This is a genomic window from Roseomonas gilardii subsp. gilardii, from assembly GCF_023078375.1.
GTDB lineage: Bacteria > Pseudomonadota > Alphaproteobacteria > Acetobacterales > Acetobacteraceae > Roseomonas > Roseomonas gilardii.
This window is the reverse complement of record NZ_CP095554.1, coordinates 3,564,340-3,581,624: the sequence shown is the minus strand read 5'-3', so window position 1 is coordinate 3,581,624 and position 17,285 is coordinate 3,564,340. Positions and strand designations below refer to the sequence as shown.

Sequence of the window (17,285 nt, the reverse complement as noted above, 5' to 3'; positions counted from 1 at the left end):
GCCAGCGGCTGTCCGGCGACGGGCCGTCCGGAAATTTCCCCGCGATCGCGTTCCGGGCCTTTCCGGCCCTTCTCTTTCCTTCCCCTGGCCTTCCCCTGGCCTGCGCCCGGCGCACCGGGAAGGGCCTGACCCGGCGGCAAAGGCTTTCCGCCCGGCCCATCGCTTTCCCTACCCTCCGCCTCATCGGGTTCCCCCGGCCAGGTTTCCCGGCCGGATCTCCCTTCCGGGGCTTTCCGCCAGGTGGTCCCGCATTGCCGCCTTCGTGCCTCTCCCGGGGTAGGATCGTGGCCGCGGCGCGCGACTTGACCGGAACGGACCGGCCTCCCCATAAGGCGCCCATGTCCAGGCGGCACACAGCGCGAATTATCCGCCCGGCCCTCGGCTGAGGGCCGGGTTTCCCTTGTCCTTCGCGCCTTCCCCCGCCATTGCCATGGCCGACCGCCCGGAACTGCCTCGATGAACGACGCCCCCACCCCCGAGACCGCCCCCGACACCGCTCCAGGGCGGGATTGGCGCGACACCGTCTTCCTGCCGCGCACCCCCTTCCCGATGAAGGGCGACCTGCCGAAGCGCGAACCCGGCTGGCTGGAGCGCTGGAAGGCGCAGGGGCTGCGCGACCGGCTGCGCGCGCAATCCGCCGGGATGCCGAAATTCGTGCTGCATGACGGCCCGCCCTATGCGAACGGGCCGCTGCATATCGGGCACGCCCTGAACAAGATCCTCAAGGACGTGATCAACCGCGCCGCCCAGATGTCGGGCCGCGACGCGAACTATGTCCCCGGCTGGGACTGCCACGGCCTGCCGATCGAGTGGAAGGTCGAGGAGGAGTACCGCAAGAAGGGCCTCGACAAGGATGCCGTGCCCATCCTCGACTTCCGGGCCGAGTGCCGCGCCTATGCCGGCCACTGGCTGAACGTGCAGCGGGAGGAGTTCCAGCGCCTGGGCGTGCTCGGCGACTGGGAGCACCCCTACGCCACGATGAACTTTCCCTCCGAGGCGGTGATCGCGGGCGAGATCGGCAAGTTCCTGCTGAACGGCTCGCTCTACCGTGGCCTGCGCCCGGTGATGTGGAGCCCGGTCGAGAGGACCGCCCTGGCCGATGCCGAGGTCGAGTACCACGACCATACCAGCCCGACGCTGCATGCCCGCTTCCGCGTGCTGCGCTCCCCGGTCGAGGCGGCGGTGGGGGCCAGCGTGGTGATCTGGACCACCACGCCCTGGACCATGCCGGGCAACCGCGCCGTCGCCTATGGGGAGGAGATCGACTACGCCCTGCTGCATGTGGAGGGCGTGGCCGAGGGATCGCTGCTGAAGGTCGGCGAGAACCTGCTGATCGCCCTGCCGCTGCTGGAAGCCTTCGCGAAGGAGGCCGGCCTCGGCGCCCATTCCATCCGCCGCGTCTTCAAGGGCGCGGAGCTGGCGGGCACCGTGCTGGCGCATCCGCTGCGCGGCTGGGCGCCGGCGGCCCAGGGAGGGACGGGCGGCTACGACTTCGACGTGCCGCTGCTGCCGGGCGACTTCGTCACCGCCGATGCGGGCACCGGCTTCGTCCATATCGCCCCGGGCCACGGCGAGGACGACTTCAACCTCGGCCGCCAGTTCGGCCTGCCGGTGCCGGAGACGGTGAACGACGACGGCACCTATTCGGTGCAGTCGCCGGGCTTCACCGGCATCCATGTCTTCAAGGCGCACGAGCCCGTCTGGGCCGCCATGGAGAGCATGGGCACGCTGGCCGCCAAGGGCTCGCTGCGGCATTCCTACCCGCATTCCTGGCGCTCCAAGAAGCCGGTGATCTTCCGCGCCACGCCGCAATGGTTCATCGCCATGGATGACGGCAACCAGATCCGCGCCAAGGCGCTGGACGCGCTGGCCGTCACCCATTTCGTGCCGGAGGTCGGGCGCAACCGCATCACCTCCATGGTCGCGGCCCGGCCGGACTGGTGCATCAGCCGCCAGCGCGCCTGGGGCGTGCCCATCCCCGTCTTCGTGGAGAAGCGCACGGGTGAGCCGCTGCGCGACCCGGCGGTGCTGGAGCGCGTGACCTGCGCCTTCCGCGAGGAGGGGGCGGATGCCTGGTACAAGCCGGGTGCCGCGGCCCGTTTCCTGGGCAACGGCCGGAACCCGGACGACTACGAGCAGGTCATGGATATCGTGGATGTGTGGTTCGAGTCCGGCTCGACCCATGCCTTCACCCTGACGCCGGAGCGCGGCCTGCCCTTCCCGGCGGACCTTTATCTGGAGGGGTCGGACCAGCATCGCGGCTGGTTCCATTCCTCCCTGCTGGAAAGCATCGGCACCCGCGGCGTGGCGCCCTACAAGGCGCTGCTGACGCATGGCTTCACGCTCGACGAGTCCGGGCGGAAGATGTCCAAGTCGCTGGGCAACGTCACCGCCCCACAGGAAGTCACCAGGAAATACGGCGCCGACATCCTGCGCCTCTGGGTGATGAACGCGGACACCACCGAGGACCAGCGCATCGGCCCGCGCATCCTGGAGCAGACGGCGGAACTCTACCGCCGGTTGCGCAACACGCTGCGCTGGCTGCTGGGCAATCTCGACGGCTTCTCCGAGGCCGAGCGCGTGCCCCATGCCGAGCTGCCGGAGCTGGAACGCTGGGTGCTGCACCGGCTGACCCAGCTCGATGCCCGCATCCGCAAGGCGGTCGAGAGCTATGACTGGTCCGGCGTGGTGCCGGAGATCCATGCCTTCTGCGCCGCCGACCTCTCGGCTTTCTATTTCGACATCCGCAAGGACAGCCTCTACTGCGACGCGGCGGACAGCCCGCGCCGGCGCGCCGCCCGCACCGTGCTGGATGTGCTGCACCGCTGCCTCGCCACCTGGCTGGCTCCGGTCCTGCCCTTCACGGCGGAGGAAGCCTGGCTGGCCCGCTTCCCCTCGGAGAGCGACTCCGTCCACCTCCAGCTCTTCCCCGAGGTTCCGGCGGCATGGCGGGACGAGGCCCTGGCCACGAAATGGGCCCGGGTGCGCGAACTGCGCGGCGTGGTGACGGCGGAGCTGGAGAAGGCCCGCGCCGCCGGCACCATCGGCTCCAGCCTCCAGGCCGCGCCGGTCCTGGCCCTGCCCGAGGCCGATTCCGGGCTGCTCGCGCCGGAGCTCTGGGCCGAGACCTGCATCACCTCCGGCTTCGCGCTGGCGCCGGGGGCGGAGACGCCCGCCGCGGAATTCCGCCCGGCCGAAGGCGCGAAATGCGCCCGCTGCTGGCGGGTGCTGCCGGAAGTGGGGCAGCCGGGCCGCCGCCATGCCGACCTGTGCCTGCGCTGCGAGGCCGCCGTCGCCTGATGGCCAGTTCCGCGAATCCCTCCCGTATGGTGCCCCTGGGCCTGCTGGCCGCCGTGCTGGTCCTGGCGGCCGACCAGGCGAGCAAGTGGTGGATGGGAGAGGTCCTGCGCCTTCCCGAACTGGGGCATGTCCCGCTCCTCTCGGCGGGGCCCTTCAGCCTGGGCCTGTCCATGGTCTGGAACCGGGGCGTCACCTTCGGCCTCATGGCTGGGGACGCGCCCTGGCATGGCTGGTTGCTGGCCGGGCTGGCGCTGGTGATCACGGTGATCCTGCTGCGCTGGATGGCCCGGGCCGAGACCAGGCCGGTGGCGGTGGCGCTGGGCGCGGTGATCGGCGGCGCCGTGGGCAATGTGATCGACCGGCTGCGCTTCGGCGCGGTCTTCGACTTCGTCGACGCCTCCTTCTGGGGGTGGCACTGGTACGTCTTCAATATCGCCGACGCGGCCATCGTGCTGGGCGTGATCGCCCTGGTGGCGGATGCAGTGTTCCGTCCCCCCTCGACCGGACGCGACGGCGTGGCTAAGGAGCCCGTATGAGGATGCCCCAACGCCGGACCGTGGCCCTGGCCCTGCCGGCCGCCCTTTCCCTCGGCCTGCTCGCCGGATGCGGCGGTGACACGGCCCGTACCCTGGGCTTCACCCGGGACGCCCCGGACGAGTTCCAGGTGGTGACCCGCGCGCCGCTCTCGCTGCCGCCGGACATGAACAACCTGCCCGTGCCGCGCCCCGGCGCGCCACGGCCGCAGGAGCTGTCGGCCCGCGAGCAGGGGGAAAGCGCGCTGGTGCCCGGCGCCGTCCTCGAATCCACCCAGTCGAGCCGCCAGTCCTCGGGCGAGAGCGCGCTCGTCGCCAGCGCCGGCGGGACGGTCGATCCCGCCATCCGCCGCCGGGTGGACGAGGAGAGCCTGCGGCTGAACCAGCCGAGCCAGACCGTGGTGGACCGGCTGATGTTCTGGCGCGACCCGCCGCCGCCGGGCGTGGTGGTGGACCCGCAGAAGGAAAGCCAGCGCCTGCGCGAGAACTTCGCCCTGGGCCGGCCGCCGGGGGATGGCGAAACGCCGATCATCCAGCGCAAGGAGCGCGGCATCTTCGACGGGCTGTTCTGAGCCCATGTTCCGACCGGCCGGGGAGGGGCGTTTTCCCGCTTCCCGGTCCCTTATGGCTTTGGTAGGGCTCCGCGCCGTGGCACGCCCGAAAAAGATCTTCCATTCCCATCGCAGGCCGCAGCGCCGCCGCGCCCCGCTGCTGCTCGGCCTGGGCGTCCTGTTGCTCGCCGCCGGTGGCGCCTTCCTGTACGCCTTCGACGGGCCTGGCCTCGCCGGGCAGGTCCGCCCGATCCTGGCCGCCGTACCGGGCCTCACCCCGCGGGCCGCGGCCCCGGCCGCCTCGCCGCTGCCGGAAGGGCCGCTCCAGGCCGAGCCCACGGACATCCATGTGGTGGATGGGGAAACCCTGCGGCTGCAGGGGCAGGTGGTGCGGCTGGAGGGGCTCCAGGCGCCATCGCGTGGGGAAACCTGTGCCGATACGGCGGGCCAGGGTTTCGATTGCGGCGTGGCTGCGGCGGACCGGCTTGCCCATCTGGTGGCGAACCATGCCCTTGTCTGCGAGTTGCACGGGCAGGATGTGTTTCGCCGTCCGCTGGCCGTCTGTGAAGCAAACGGCAAGGTTTTGAACGCCATGCTGGTGTCTTCGGGATGGGCCCTCGCGAGTTCGGAGAATTTCTCCGAGGCCGAGGCCCGGGCGCGTCAGGCGGGGCGGGGCCTCTGGGCCGATGGAGTCGTACCGCCCGAGGAATGGAGGGACCGCCGGTAGGGTCCACCGCTGGCCGGTGCCGGCCCTGGCGGTGGGCCGGAGCGGTGGACAAGACGGATTGTCGGCGCATATTTGCGCCGCAGCATAACATGATCCCGGACCCTGACGGTACGGGAGGCAATGAGGAGCCAAGCATGAGCAACAGCGGTCACGGGTCGGTCACGATCACGCTGGACGGGACGAACAAGAGTAGTTCCGCTCCCCTGGTTCCTGGCTCCATCGGCCCCTCCGTCGCGGACATCCGGAAGATCTATGCCGATCTCGGGGTCTTCACCTTCGACCCCGGCTTCGGCATGACCGCGGCCTGCGAGAGCAAGATCACCTACATCGATGGCGATGAGGGGGTGCTGCTCTATCGCGGCTATCCCATCGAGCAGCTGGCCGAGAAGTCGGATTTCGTGGAGGTCTGCTACCTCCTGCTCCACGGAGAGCTGCCGAACGAGAAGCAGCTCAAGGAGTTCAAGCACGGTGTGACGATGCACACCATGCTGCACGAGCAGCTCCGCCGCTTCTACGACGGCTTCCGCCGCGACGCCCACCCGATGGCGATCATCTGCGGCGTGGTGGGCGCCATGTCCGCCTTCTACCACGACAGCCTGGACATCAACGACGAGAAGCAGCGCGAGATCAGCGCCTTCCGCCTGATCGCCAAGCTGCCGACCATCGCCGCCTGGGCCTACAAGTACTCGATCGGCCAGCCCTTCGTGTACCCGCGCAACGACCTGAGCTATGCGGAGAACTTCCTCTACATGCTCAACGCCGTGCCGGCGGAGGAGTACAAGGTCAACCCGGTCCTGTCGCGCGCCATGGACCGCATCCTGGTCCTGCATGCCGACCACGAGCAGAACGCCTCCACCTCCACGGTGCGTCTGGCGGGTTCGACGGGCGCCAACCCCTTCGCCTGTATCGCCGCCGGCATCGCGGCGCTCTGGGGCCCCGCGCATGGCGGCGCCAATGAGGCGGTGCTGAAGATGCTGGGCGAGATCGGCAGCGTCGAGAACATCCCCGCCTTCATCGAGAAGGTGAAGGACAAGAACTCCGGCGTGAAGCTGATGGGCTTCGGGCACCGCGTCTACAAGAACTTCGACCCCCGCGCGAAGATCATGCAGGCCACCTGCCATGAAGTCCTGAACGAGCTCGGCATCAAGGACGAGCCGCTGCTCGACCTCGCCGTGGAGCTGGAGCGGATCGCGCTGCACGACGACTATTTCATCCAGCGCAAGCTCTACCCGAATGTCGATTTCTACTCGGGCATCATCCTCAAGGCGATGGGCATCCCGACCAGCATGTTCACCGTGCTCTTCGCGGTGGCGCGCACCGTCGGCTGGGTGAGCCAGTGGAAGGAGATGATCGAGGACCCGACGCAGCGCATCGGCCGCCCGCGCCAGGTCTATACGGGTTCCGTCAAGCGCGACTTCACGCCGCTCACCGAGCGCGGCTGAGCCTTTCCTCCAGGGCCGCCCCTGCGGGCCTGGACCACGACATGGAAACCCCGCCCGGCCCGGCCGCGGCGGGGTTTTCCCTTCAGACCTGTCTTGCTGCGATGCGGTGTCACGAAGTCTTCATGCGAGGGGGCTTTTCAGCGATCGGCGGGCAATCCATCAACCGCCCCGGTCCCTTCCTTCGCGAGACGATCATGCGCCGCCAATTCCTGCTCCTGGGCACCCGCCTGGCCACCGCCGGCCTCATGGCCACCGGCCTCGCGGCGACCGGCCTTGTCATGGCGGGCGGCGCGGCCCTGGCCCAGACGCAGCCCCAGCCCCAGACCCAGCCCATCTCGGGCAGCCTGACCCTCTATACCAGCCAGTTGGAGCCCGACGCGGCGGCGACGGTGGAGGCCTTCCGCCAGCGCTATCCCGGTGTGACGGTGGAATGGCTGCGTGGCGGCACCAACCAGATCCTGCCCCGGCTGCGCGCCGAGATCGCCGCCGGGAGCCCGCGCGCCGACGTGCTGTTGCTGGCCGACGCGCTGACCTTCGAATCCCTGGCCGCCGAGGGGCGGCTGCGCGAGAGCCCCGAGGTGCGGACCGGGAGCGTGCCGGCCGCCCTGCTGGACCCGAAGCGCCGCTATTTCGCGACCAAGCTGATCACCACCGGCATCGTCTACAACACCCGCGCGCCCTTCGCGCCGAAGATCTGGGCCGACCTGCTGCGGCCAGAGGCGCGCAACCTGATCGCCATGCCGTCGCCCAGCGTCTCGGGCGCGGCGGCGCTGCATATCGCCGCCATGGTGCAGGCGCCGGGCCTGGGCTGGGACTATCTCGGAAAGCTGGCGAAGCAGGGTCTGCAGCCGCGCGGCGGCAACGGGCAGGTGCTGCAGGCGGTGGCCAGCGGCGAGCGTGCCTATGGCATCGCCGTGGACTACCTCGCCCTGCGCGAATCCGCGCGCGGCGCCCCCGTCCGCTTCGTCTTCCCGGAGGACGGGGTGAGCGCCGTCACCGAGCCCGCCGCGATCCTGTCCACCACCAGGAACGCACCGGCGGCCGTGGCCTTCGTGTCCTTCCTGCTGTCGCGCGAGGGCCAGGAACTGGCGGCCAAGCAGGGCTTCCTGCCTGCCGATCCGGAGGTCACGCCGCCAGCGGGCTTCCCCGATCCGCACTCCATCAAGATCCTGCCCCTGGACGCGGCACGCGCGGCGAAGGAGAACGAGGCGGACCTGCGCCGCTTCAACGATCTGATCGAATAGACGCTTGAACCCAACCCTGCTGCCTTCCCGCTGGCTGGCGCTCCTCGCGCTGGCCTGGCTGGTCCTGGTTGGCGCGGCGCCGCTGCTGCGGCTCCTGAGCGAGGCGACCGGCCCAGCCCTCGCCCTGCTGCCTGCCGATGCGGCCGTCTGGCGTGCCACATGGCGCACGCTGATGGTGGCCGCCGGCGCCTGCCTGCTGGCATGCCTGCTCGGCATGGCGCTGGTCTCGCTGCTCCTGCTGCGCGCCCCGCCCGGGCGGCGGGTCCTGCTCTTCCTCTGCATCCTGCCGGCCCTGGTGCCGCCGCAGGTCCTCGCTTTGGCCTTCTCGCAGGCGGCGGGACCGTCCTCGCCACTGCTTCTCGCCCTGGGCATCGCCCCGCCGCTGGGCACGCCGAACCCGCTCTATGGCCCTGGCGGCATGATCGCGCTGCTCGGCCTGCAAGGGGCGCCGCTGGTGCTGCTGGCCATGGCGGCGGTGCTGCGGCGCGTGCCGGGGGAGAACCTGGCCGCCGCGCGCGGCCTCGGCGCCAGCCGGGCGGAGGCGCTGCGCCACGTCGTCTGGCCGCTGCTCCTGCCCGGCCTGCTGGCCGGGGCGGGGCTCGCCTGGATCGCGGCGCTGGGCAATTTCGGCGTGGCCGCCCTACTGGGCATCCCAGCGCGCTGGATCACCCTGCCGATCCTGATCTGGCAGCGGCTGTCCGGCGCCGGCACCGGCGCGCTGGGGCAGTCGGCGGCGCTGTCGCTGCTGCTCGCCGCGCTGGCCGCGCCGGGCCTGCTGGCGCAGCGGATGGCGATCCGGGCCTCGTCCCTGCCATCCGGCAAGCCTTTCGAGCCCCTGCCGGCCGGGCATGGGGCGCGCCTGAGTGTGGCCCTGCTCTGGCTGGGCCTCGTCCTGGTCCTGCTGGTACCGTTGCTGTCGCTGCTCGCGGCTTCGCTGGTACCGGCCTTCGGCGTGCCGATCTCCGCCGGCACGGCCACGCTGCGACACTGGGCCGCGGCCTTCGCGCCGGGGTCACAGACCATGGCGGCGCTGGGCAATTCCCTGCTGCTTTCCGCCCTGGCGGCGCTGATCCTGGCCCTGGCCGCGCTGCCGGTGGCGATCTCGCTGCGTGGCCGGGCGGTCCGTGTCGGGGCGATCGGGGCCGATCTCTCCTATGCCCTGCCGGGGGCCTGCACCGGTGTCGCGGCGCTGCTGCTGGTCCTGTCCACCCCCTTCGGCGGCTGGGCCTATGGCACGCTGGCACTGATCCTTTTCGCCTATCTGGCGCGGTTCCAGGCCATGGCCCTGCGTCCCGCCGCCGCGGCCGCCGCGCGGCTCGACCCGCTGCTGGATTTCGCGGCGCGCGGCATGGGGGCGGGGCTCTGGTCCCGCCTGCGCTCCGTCCACCTGCCGCCCCTGACGCCGGGGCTGGCCGCGGGGGGCATCCTGGTGGCACTCCAGGCGGTGAACGAAGTGACGATCTCCACCCTGCTGCACGGCCCGGGCACGCAGACCCTGGGCGTGCTGGTCTTCAACCTCCAGGATGGGGGCGATGGGCCGCAGGCGGCGGCGGTGTCGCTGGTGGCGCTGCTTCTGGTGGCCGGGTTGATGGCCCTGGCCAGCCTCTTCGCTCGGCGGTTGCCGGATGGCACCTTGCCGTGGCGGCCATGAGACAGGCGCGGGGAATCCGCATCCGGGCTCTTGCAAGTGAATTGAGGCGGTTGCCGTGCGACCTTCGAGCAGCCTATGAGACGCCTCAGAGTTTCACCACGAGACAGCAATGAAGAAGATCGCTCTGGTTCTTCTGGTCGCCCTGGCCGGATGCTCCACCACGCCGAAGGCGCCGGAGGTGGTGGACCCGTTGGAGGCATACCGGCCAGCCTGCAAGGAAAAGTGGCAGACGCTCTACGCCATCGAGAAGTGCGCGCAGGCCGCCTATGACCAGTCGCGTGGCCTTCCGGCGGTGGGCGATACCCCTGCTGCCAGCACCGACACCACGGACACCTCCACGACCAAGGCGGCCACGACGCCGCGTGGCCGTAGCCAGCGCCGCTGATTCGGGCGCCCGGACCGGGTCTCGCCAGGGGAGGGACGCTTCGGGCGACTCTCCTGGCATGACGCCTGACGAGTGATGCCGGACGAGGCGGTCCTACGGCGATCCACCCTGATCCTGCCGTTTGCGCAGGCCGCGCGACAGGGCCGGGCCGTCCTCAGCGAAGCCGTTGTCGCGCAGGAAGGCCAGGCCAGCCATGGCATGGACCGGCGGCGTGGCTTCCAGCCGGTCGCAGCCGGCCTGTCTCGCCGCCTGGGCACCAGCCTTGAGCAGAAGGCGGCCGATGCCGCGCCGCCGATCCGCCTCCGCGACGCAAAGGGTGGAGATCTGCGCGACGAGTCTGCTGGCCCGCAGGGTGGCATACCAGTGCAGGGTGATGACGCCGGCCAGGGGACCATAATCGGCGGCGACCAGAACGGCGCTGGCGGGGTCGTGCAGAAGGCGTTCCAGTCGTTCCGACATCTGTGAGGGCGGAATCGCCGGCCCGGCCTCCTGCAGAAGGAGAGCCAGATCGGCGGCGTCGGCCGGCAGCGCGCCCCGGATCTCGACTCCGTAGCGACGCCCTGGACTCAAGCCTCCGCCTCGCGGAGCTGGATCATGTCATGCCCTGGTTCGCCAGAGCCTTCCATTCGTGGTCCGTGACCATGGCACTCTCCGATTCCATGGGAAGCAAGGGTCCGTTCGCTGCCCTATGGATTCCGGCGAGGTGCCGCTGTCAGTCCAGATCGGCCTGGGCCAGGACCAGTGCCTTGGGATTCTCACGGTCGAGGCCGAGGCGGATCTCGAAGAGGCGCTCATGGGCCGCCACGAGGCTTTCCACGCCCTTCCGCCGTTCCGGACCGGAGTACTGGCCGGATTTCAGCAGGGCCTTCTCCGTGATCCGGAGCAACTCCCATGCAATCTCGACATCGCCCTGATCGCAGGCCTGATGGAAGGCCAGGAGAAGCTTATCGGACAGACGGCGACTGTGCCGCATCATGACTGGGCGAGGCGTTTTATCGAGCGCCATGCCGGACCCCGCTTTTTTCGTGATGGCATCACTATGTCGTGCATTGGGGTAGCCTTCCAGACCTGTTCACGGGCAGCTCGACGAATCGCCGCGAATGTAGCGGGACGGCAACGGTAGGGTTGCGGCCGATGAGCGGGCCGCCAGCATTTCTGGTGCTGCCGAGGGGGATGTAACACCAAGGGGTGTCATCGGCTCGTTCACCCGGCCCGCTTCGCCGTGCCCCCGGGCGGGTTGGCGTCCGGCCCCGCGCACCGGATCTCCGCCAGGAAGCGGCGCAAGGTCTCTGGCAAGGGCGCGGCGCGATAGGCGAGGTGGATCGGCGCCACCAATTCCGGCATCGGCTCCAGCGCCCGGTAGGCCACGCCTTCCAGGTTCAGCCGGCGCATGGAGACGGGCACGACGGAGATACCGAGTCCCGCCGCGACGAGGCTCAGCGTGGAGAGCATGCGCGGCGCCTCCTGGCCGATGGAGGGGCTGAAGCCGGCCGCGCGGCAGGCGGACAGGATGTTGTCATAGAGTCCTGCTCCGCTGTGGCGGCGATAGAGGATGAAGGTCTCGTGCCGCAGGGCAGCGAGGGGCAGGGGCTGCCGGCCGCCGCGTCCATGGGGCGCCAGCGGATGGGCGACGGGCAGGGCGGCCAGCATCCGTTCCTCCAGCACGGCCTCCGCCACCAGGCCGGGCAGGGAGAGGTTCGGGGCGCGGATGAAGGCAGCATCGAGCCGCTCCGTCTCCAGCGCCTGGATCAACTCCGAGGAACTGCTTTCCTCCAACACCAGGGTCACGCCCGGCGAGGACTGCCGGAAGCGGCGCAGGACACTGGGGACGAAGGGATGGAAGGCGGCCGAGCCGGTGAAGCCGATGGCGATCCTCCCCCTTTCCCCGGCGGCGATGCCCCGCACATGCGCCACCGCCTCGTCCATCCGCTGCAGGATGCCACGCGCCTCGGCGAGGAAGGCCGCGCCGCTCTCGGTCAGGGCCATGCCGCGCGGCTGCCGCAGGAAGAGCGTCACGCCGAGCTGGCGTTCCAGCAGCCGGATCTGCTGGCTCAGCGGCGGCTGCCGGATGCCGAGGCGTTCCGCCGCCCGGGTGAGGTGGCCGAATTCGGCGACGGCCACGAAGTACCGCAACAGGCGCGTCTCTATCACTGTGCCATATCCTGAAGATATGCCTTGGGATCGTTCCATCTATTAGACAGGATGAGGGATGAGGCGTAGCCCATCGCCTCCGGCCAAGGCCCGGAGGCGGTGCGCCGGAAGCCCGGCGCGATGGAGGCGGCGATGCGGATGGAGGCGGCTCTGGTGCAGGATGGAGAGGTGGAGGAGCGGCATGCCCCGGGGCGGGCGGAGCTCTTCCTGGGTTTCCTTGGCCTGGGCATGACAGCCTTCGGCGGTGCCCTGCCTCTGGCCCGGCACATGATCGTGCAGAAGCGCCGCTGGATGAGCGACGCGGAGTTCACCGAGCTGCTTGGCCTCTGCCAGTTCCTGCCCGGCGGCAATGTCGTGAACATGTCGGTGGCGGTGGGCTACCGTTTCGGCGGCGTGACCGGCGCCCTCGTGGCGATCTCCGGCCTCCTGGCGGTGCCCACGCTGGTGGTGATCGCGCTGGGCGTGATCTACGACCGCTACCACGACGATCCCTATGTCCGGCACTTCTTCGCCGGCCTGGCCGCAGCGGCCGCGGGGCTGCTGCTGGCCATGGGCATCCGCATCGCCCGGCCGCTGCTGCGCCGTCCCTGGCCGGCCCTGGTGGCGCTGATCTGCGTCCTGGCCATCGCCGTCTTCCGCCTGCCCCTGCTGCCTACCATGATCGTGCTGACACCGCTGGCCATCCTGTCCACGCGCCTGACCTCCCGGAGCGCCCCGTGATGCCGGTGCTGGTCTCGATCGCACTGATCTTCGGGGAGCTGTCATTGCTGGCCTTCGGCGGCGGCAACAGCATCCTGCCGGAGATGCAGCGGCGCGTGGTCCAGGTGCATCACTGGATGTCGGCCGAGGAGTTCAGTGCCCTTTTCGCGCTGGCGCAGGCGGCGCCGGGGCCGAACCTGATGGTGGTGCCGCTGGTCGGCTGGACGGTGGCCGGCTGGCCCGGACTGGCGGTGGCAAGCGCCGCCAAGTTCATCCCGTCCTCGGCCCTGACCATCCTCGCGGTGCGCCTCTGGGACCGCAGCCGGGACCGGCCCTGGCGCCGCTGGGTGCAGGAGGGGCTGCTGCCGATGACCTCCGGACTGGTGGTGGCCAGCGGCATCGTGATCACGGAGGCTTCGGTGCAAGGGGCCGGACTGGCGCTGATCGCCCTGGCCTGCACCATCATCCCGCTGCGCTGGAAGGTGCACCCGCTCTGGTTGCTGTTTGGAGGCGCCCTGGCGGGGCTGGCGGGCCTGGGGGCGCTGTAACCTTCTGCCCGGGCTCTTCGTGGGCGCCCGAGGTCAGGCCATGCTGCCCTGGGGGCGCATCAGGCCCAGCAGGAGGGCGCTCAGCCCATCCTCGCCCACCATCCGTGCGGCCCTGTCCAGGGTGAACCAGCGGGTTTCCCGCTGCTGCCGCTCCGGCCAGTCCTCCAGCTGCCGTTCGACCCGCATGGGGAAGACCTGCACCCGGCAGGGCACCTCGCGGCCACTGCGCAGACGCTTGTTGTAGCTGTAGGAGCCCACCGCCTCGGTCAGCACCTCGCCGACCAGGCCGGCCTCCTCATAGGCTTCCTTGGCGGCGAGTTCGTGTGGGGCCATGTTCTTCTCCGCCCAGCCTTTTGGCAGGATCCAGCGATGCGTGTCGCGGCTGGTGACCAGCATCACCACAGTCTCCCCCGCCTGTTGGGCAATGGGCAGGGCCGCGTACTGACGGCCCAGTCTCTTCTTCAGTTTGTGCGGCATTTCACGCGGCGGTGTCCTTCACACGCATTCCTGGTGTCGTTCCCCCGATCGCCAGATCGAATCTCGAAAATGGGTAGTGTGTTGAAAGAATGCAATGCATGCCTGGACCGCTTGCCCGGCCCGGGCGTGACCGCTCTGCCATGGCGCTGGAAAGAGCTTTGCGGGCGGCCATCCAGGCCAGCCAGTGTGGCCAGGATGCCATGTGACCGTTACAAGACCCCCTCCGCGGCCAGGCACCCTGCCTCGCTTCGCGTCCTTGGCCGCAAGCGGCGGCTCTTCAGAGGTTTGCTCGATGCTCGGCTGGTTTCGCCGCATGCTTCCGCGTGAGGAACGATTCTTCGACCTGTTCCAGCAGCATTCCGCCACGATCGTGGCCGGCGCCGTGGAGTTGCGGGCCATGCTTCAGGGCGGGGAGGCGGCGGCCACGCATTTCGCGGCCGTCCTGGCCGCCGAGGACCGGGCCGACGCCGTGACGCGGGAGGTCGTGCAGGCGGTGCGGCGCACTTTCGTCACCCCCTTCGACCGCGGTGACATCCAGGCCCTGATCAGCGCCATGGACGATACGCTGGACCAGATGAAGAAGACGGCCAAGACGATCCGCTTCTTCGGCATGGCTGAATTCGGGCCGGACATGCAACGGATGGGCGACACCATCCTGCGCTGCGCCGAGATCCTGCGCGACACCGTGCCGCTGCTGTCGAACATCACCAACAACGCCGCGCGCATCAACGCGCTCTGCGAATCCATCCGGGTGGCGGAAGGCGAGGCGGACGACATCCACGATGATGGCGTGACAGAGCTGTTCCGTCGCATCTCGGAGGAAAAGGCGCCCGACGGGGCGATGCGCTTCATCGCGGTGCGCGAGGTCTTCGACCAGCTCGAACGGGTGGTCGATCTCTTCGACGATGCCGCGAACCAGGTCGAGAGCATCGTCATCGAGCACGTCTGAGCCGGAAGCCCCGCCCATGCCGGTCGAGACTCTCGCCCTGCCGCTGCTCGTCGGCCTGATCGCCGTCGCGCTGTTCTTCGACTTCCTGAACGGGCTGCACGACGCCGCCAACGCCATCGCCACCATCGTGGCGACACGCGTGCTGCGGCCGCATTACGCCGTGGCCTGGGCCGCCTTCTTCAACTTCATCGCCTTCCTCTTCTTCGGCCTGCATGTGGCGGAGACGGTCGGCACCGGCATCGTGGATGCGGGCATCGTCGATGCGCGGGTGATCTTCGGCGCATTGTCCGGGGCCATCGCCTGGAACATCATCACCTGGTGGCGCGGCATCCCGTCCTCCTCCTCCCACGCGCTGGTGGGCGGCATCCTCGGCGCCGGCACGATGAAGGCGGGGATCGGCGCGATCGTCTGGTCCGGCCTGGGCAAGACGGTCGCGGCCATTGTGCTCTCGCCGCTGCTGGGGCTGGTCCTGGCGCTGCTGCTGGTCTTCGTGGTGTCCTGGATCTTCGCGCGCTCCACGCCCTTCACGGTGGACCGTTCCTTCCGCGTCATGCAGTTCTTCTCCGCTGCCGCCTATGCGCTTGGCCATGGCGGCAACGACGCGCAGAAGACCATGGGGATCATCGCCGTGCTGCTCTATTCCCAGGGCATGCTGGGCGGCGAGTTCCATGTGCCGCTCTGGGTCGTGCTGTCCTGCCACGCCGCCATCGCGCTGGGCACGCTGACCGGCGGCTGGCGCATCGTCCACACCATGGGCTCGCGCATCACCCGGCTGACCCCGGTGCAGGGCTTCTGCGCGGAGACCGGCGGCGCCATCACCCTTTTCATGGCCACGGCGCTCGGCGTGCCCGTCTCCACCACCCATACGATCACCGGCGCCATCGTCGGCGTGGGCGCGGCGCGGCGCGTTTCGGCGGTGCGCTGGGGTGTCGCCAGCAATATCGTGGTGGCCTGGGTCGTCACGATGCCTGCCTCGGCTATCATCGCGGCGCTGGCCTATTGGGTGGTTGGCCTCTTCGGCTGAACGGAACCCGGGGAGACGGGTTCCGCCCCGCCCATGATCGGCGCATAGTTCCGCCCCGCCCCGGACGGGGAGTCGTTCCGCAGCCCTGTGTCGGGCGGATCACCGTCCCGCCCGGCCGACCCGACAAACGGGCACGAAGCAGACAGGAACGTTTCCCATGCAGAACAGCGAAGAGATCTGGCGTCACGTCGAGAAGAAGCGTGACGACTATATCGGCCTGTCCGACCGGGTCTGGGGCATGCCGGAACTGGCCTATGGCGAGCACCGCTCGGTCGCGGAGCACATTGCCCAGTTGGAGAAGGAAGGCTTCCGCATCACCCGCGACGTGGCGGGCATCCCGACGGCGGTGATGGGGGAGGCGGGCGAGGACGGCCCGGTGATCGCCATCCTCGGCGAGTATGACGCGCTGCCCGGCCTGAGCCAGGAGGCCGGCGTGGCCGAGCCGCGCCCGGTCGAGGGGCAGGAAGGCAAGGGCCATGGCTGCGGCCACAACCTCCTCGGCTCCGCGGCCTTGCTCGCGGCGGCTGCGGTGAAGGACTGGCTGGCGGAGAACGGGATCAAGGGCCGCGTGCGCTACTACGGCTGCCCGGCCGAGGAAGGCGGGGCCGCCAAGGGCTTCATGGTGCGCGACGGCGCCTTCAAGGATGTGGATATCGCCATCTCCTGGCACCCGGCGCCGCTGTCCGGCGTGAACGACGCCGTCAGCCTGGCCAATACGCGCATCGACTTCACCTTCACCGGCCGCTCCTCCCACGCCGCCGCCGCGCCGGAACTGGGCCGCTCGGCCCTGGATGCGGTGGAACTGATGAATGTCGGCGTGAACTACATGCGCGAGCACATGCCGAGCCATGCCCGCATCCACTATGCCTATCTGGATGCCGGCGGCATCGCGCCGAACGTGGTGCAGGGCTCGGCCAAGGTGCGCTACCTGATCCGCGCCGCCGACCTGAACGAGCTGAACGCGCTGGTCGCCCGCGTGCGCAAGATCGCAGATGGCGCGGCCCTGATGACCGAGACAACCGTCGCCACCAAGGTGGTCAGCGCCGTTTCGAACCTGATGGGCAATACGCCGCTGGAACAGGCGATGTACGACAACTTCCAGCGCCTCGGCCCGCCCCAGTTCGACGAGGAGGACCGCGCCTTCGCGGAGGAGATCCGCAAGACGCTGAACGACGACGACATCGCCGCTGCCTTCCGCCGCGCCGGCGTGCCGGTGGACCGGACCAAGCCGCTGGCCGATTTCATCGTGCCGCTGCACTCCAAGGGCCGGGGCGGCGTCGGCTCCACCGATGTGGGCGACGTTTCCTGGGTGGTGCCGACGGTGCAGGCGCGAGGCGCCACCTATGCCATCGGCACGCCGGGGCATTCCTGGCAGCTCACGGCGCAGGGCAAGTCCGGCATCGCCCACAAGGGGCTGCTGCATGTGGCCAAGGTCATGGCGGGCACGGCGGTGGACGCGATCCAGGACCCTTCGCTGATCGAGAAAGCCAAGGCCGATCTCGCGGCACGGACGGCGGCCACTCCCTATGTCTGCCCGCTGCCGGCCGATGTGCAGCCGCCGATCCAGGCGATGAGCAAGGGCATCTGATCGTCCGGGACGGCGC

Annotated in this window: 17 protein-coding genes; 13 read left to right on the top strand and 4 right to left on the bottom strand. The window is 69.8% G+C overall.

Annotation, left to right across the window (positions count from 1 at the left end; all coding sequences use genetic code 11):
- Window positions 1-456 precede the first annotated feature (456 nt).
- The 8 genes from ileS (at window position 457) to MVG78_RS16475 (ending at window position 9,833) form a co-directional block, all read left to right on the top strand.
- On the top strand, window positions 457-3,300 hold the full coding sequence (gene ileS / locus MVG78_RS16510; protein WP_247553428.1) for an isoleucine--tRNA ligase: 2,844 nt from the start codon (window positions 457-459) through the stop codon (window positions 3,298-3,300).
- The gene (gene lspA / locus MVG78_RS16505) at window positions 3,300-3,836 is read left to right on the top strand and encodes a signal peptidase II (protein WP_247553416.1); all 537 of its coding nucleotides are present in this window, start codon (window positions 3,300-3,302) and stop codon (window positions 3,834-3,836) included. The genes ileS and lspA overlap by 1 nt, the downstream gene beginning before the upstream one ends.
- A gap of 2 nt (window positions 3,837-3,838) precedes the next feature.
- Complete coding sequence (locus MVG78_RS16500) at window positions 3,839-4,405, top strand: DUF3035 domain-containing protein (protein WP_247553406.1); 567 nt, start codon at window positions 3,839-3,841, stop codon at window positions 4,403-4,405.
- 76 nt (window positions 4,406-4,481) lie between these two features.
- The gene (locus tag MVG78_RS16495; RefSeq protein ID WP_247553397.1) at window positions 4,482-5,111 is read left to right on the top strand and encodes a thermonuclease family protein; all 630 of its coding nucleotides are present in this window, start codon (window positions 4,482-4,484) and stop codon (window positions 5,109-5,111) included.
- Between the two features lie 134 nt (window positions 5,112-5,245).
- Window positions 5,246-6,553, top strand: coding sequence for a citrate synthase (gene gltA / locus MVG78_RS16490; protein ID WP_247553395.1), 1,308 nt, complete (start codon window positions 5,246-5,248; stop codon window positions 6,551-6,553).
- Window positions 6,554-6,747: 194 nt separating this feature from the next.
- A complete protein-coding gene (locus MVG78_RS16485) occupies window positions 6,748-7,797 on the top strand; it encodes an ABC transporter substrate-binding protein (RefSeq protein WP_247553393.1) in 1,050 nt (349 codons plus the stop codon).
- A gap of 4 nt (window positions 7,798-7,801) precedes the next feature.
- Complete coding sequence (locus MVG78_RS16480) at window positions 7,802-9,448, top strand: ABC transporter permease (protein ID WP_247553391.1); 1,647 nt, start codon at window positions 7,802-7,804, stop codon at window positions 9,446-9,448.
- Window positions 9,449-9,557: 109 nt separating this feature from the next.
- The gene (locus tag MVG78_RS16475) at window positions 9,558-9,833 is read left to right on the top strand and encodes a hypothetical protein (protein ID WP_247553389.1); all 276 of its coding nucleotides are present in this window, start codon (window positions 9,558-9,560) and stop codon (window positions 9,831-9,833) included.
- A 93-nt stretch (window positions 9,834-9,926) separates the two neighbouring features.
- Here the strand turns inward: MVG78_RS16475 and MVG78_RS16470 are convergent, their stop codons facing one another.
- The 3 genes from MVG78_RS16470 to MVG78_RS16460 form a co-directional block, all read right to left on the bottom strand.
- A complete protein-coding gene (locus MVG78_RS16470) occupies window positions 9,927-10,292 on the bottom strand; it encodes a GNAT family N-acetyltransferase (protein ID WP_247553388.1) in 366 nt (121 codons plus the stop codon).
- 253 nt (window positions 10,293-10,545) lie between these two features.
- The gene (locus tag MVG78_RS16465; RefSeq protein WP_247553386.1) at window positions 10,546-10,809 is read right to left on the bottom strand and encodes a hypothetical protein; all 264 of its coding nucleotides are present in this window, start codon (window positions 10,807-10,809) and stop codon (window positions 10,546-10,548) included.
- Between the two features lie 227 nt (window positions 10,810-11,036).
- Window positions 11,037-11,984: a LysR family transcriptional regulator gene (locus MVG78_RS16460; protein WP_247553385.1), complete on the bottom strand. Its 948-nt coding sequence runs from the start codon at window positions 11,982-11,984 to the stop codon at window positions 11,037-11,039.
- A 99-nt stretch (window positions 11,985-12,083) separates the two neighbouring features.
- Here MVG78_RS16460 and MVG78_RS16455 point away from each other — a divergent pair, with 99 nt between their 5' ends.
- Both MVG78_RS16455 and MVG78_RS16450 read left to right on the top strand, forming a co-directional pair.
- Entirely contained in the window at window positions 12,084-12,704 is a 621-nt protein-coding gene (locus tag MVG78_RS16455; protein ID WP_247553383.1) for a chromate transporter, read from the top strand.
- Window positions 12,704-13,231 carry a chromate transporter gene (locus tag MVG78_RS16450; RefSeq protein ID WP_247553382.1) on the top strand — a complete coding sequence of 176 codons (528 nt, stop codon included), beginning with the start codon at window positions 12,704-12,706 and terminating at the stop codon, window positions 13,229-13,231. Before MVG78_RS16455 ends, MVG78_RS16450 begins: the two co-directional genes overlap by 1 nt.
- A gap of 33 nt (window positions 13,232-13,264) precedes the next feature.
- Here MVG78_RS16450 and MVG78_RS16445 read toward each other — a convergent pair whose 3' ends face one another.
- A complete protein-coding gene (locus MVG78_RS16445; protein ID WP_247553380.1) occupies window positions 13,265-13,708 on the bottom strand; it encodes an NUDIX hydrolase in 444 nt (147 codons plus the stop codon).
- Window positions 13,709-14,021: 313 nt separating this feature from the next.
- Between MVG78_RS16445 and MVG78_RS16440 the strand changes: the two genes are divergently transcribed.
- The 3 genes from MVG78_RS16440 to MVG78_RS16430 all read left to right on the top strand — a co-directional run bounded on the left by MVG78_RS16440 (window position 14,022) and on the right by MVG78_RS16430 (window position 17,269).
- A complete protein-coding gene (locus MVG78_RS16440) occupies window positions 14,022-14,657 on the top strand; it encodes a DUF47 domain-containing protein (protein ID WP_247553378.1) in 636 nt (211 codons plus the stop codon).
- 16 nt (window positions 14,658-14,673) lie between these two features.
- Complete coding sequence (locus MVG78_RS16435; RefSeq protein WP_247553376.1) at window positions 14,674-15,681, top strand: inorganic phosphate transporter; 1,008 nt, start codon at window positions 14,674-14,676, stop codon at window positions 15,679-15,681.
- Window positions 15,682-15,838: 157 nt separating this feature from the next.
- Complete coding sequence (locus tag MVG78_RS16430; RefSeq protein ID WP_247553374.1) at window positions 15,839-17,269, top strand: M20 family metallopeptidase; 1,431 nt, start codon at window positions 15,839-15,841, stop codon at window positions 17,267-17,269.
- Window positions 17,270-17,285: the final 16 nt, after the last annotated feature.

Coding starts and splice junctions, on each gene's coding strand:
- ileS (WP_247553428.1), top strand. CDS start 457: ATGAACGACGCCCCCACCCCCGAGACCGCCCCCGACACCGCTCCAGGG.
- lspA (WP_247553416.1), top strand. CDS start 3,300: ATGGCCAGTTCCGCGAATCCCTCCCGTATGGTGCCCCTGGGCCTGCTG.
- MVG78_RS16500 (WP_247553406.1), top strand. CDS start 3,839: ATGCCCCAACGCCGGACCGTGGCCCTGGCCCTGCCGGCCGCCCTTTCC.
- gltA (WP_247553395.1), top strand. CDS start 5,246: ATGAGCAACAGCGGTCACGGGTCGGTCACGATCACGCTGGACGGGACG.
- MVG78_RS16485 (WP_247553393.1), top strand. CDS start 6,748: ATGCGCCGCCAATTCCTGCTCCTGGGCACCCGCCTGGCCACCGCCGGC.
- MVG78_RS16475 (WP_247553389.1), top strand. CDS start 9,558: ATGAAGAAGATCGCTCTGGTTCTTCTGGTCGCCCTGGCCGGATGCTCC.
- MVG78_RS16470 (WP_247553388.1), bottom strand. CDS start 10,292: ATGTCGGAACGACTGGAACGCCTTCTGCACGACCCCGCCAGCGCCGTT.
- MVG78_RS16465 (WP_247553386.1), bottom strand. CDS start 10,809: ATGATGCGGCACAGTCGCCGTCTGTCCGATAAGCTTCTCCTGGCCTTC.
- MVG78_RS16450 (WP_247553382.1), top strand. CDS start 12,704: ATGCCGGTGCTGGTCTCGATCGCACTGATCTTCGGGGAGCTGTCATTG.
- MVG78_RS16445 (WP_247553380.1), bottom strand. CDS start 13,708: ATGCCGCACAAACTGAAGAAGAGACTGGGCCGTCAGTACGCGGCCCTG.
- MVG78_RS16440 (WP_247553378.1), top strand. CDS start 14,022: ATGCTTCCGCGTGAGGAACGATTCTTCGACCTGTTCCAGCAGCATTCC.
- MVG78_RS16435 (WP_247553376.1), top strand. CDS start 14,674: ATGCCGGTCGAGACTCTCGCCCTGCCGCTGCTCGTCGGCCTGATCGCC.
- MVG78_RS16430 (WP_247553374.1), top strand. CDS start 15,839: ATGCAGAACAGCGAAGAGATCTGGCGTCACGTCGAGAAGAAGCGTGAC.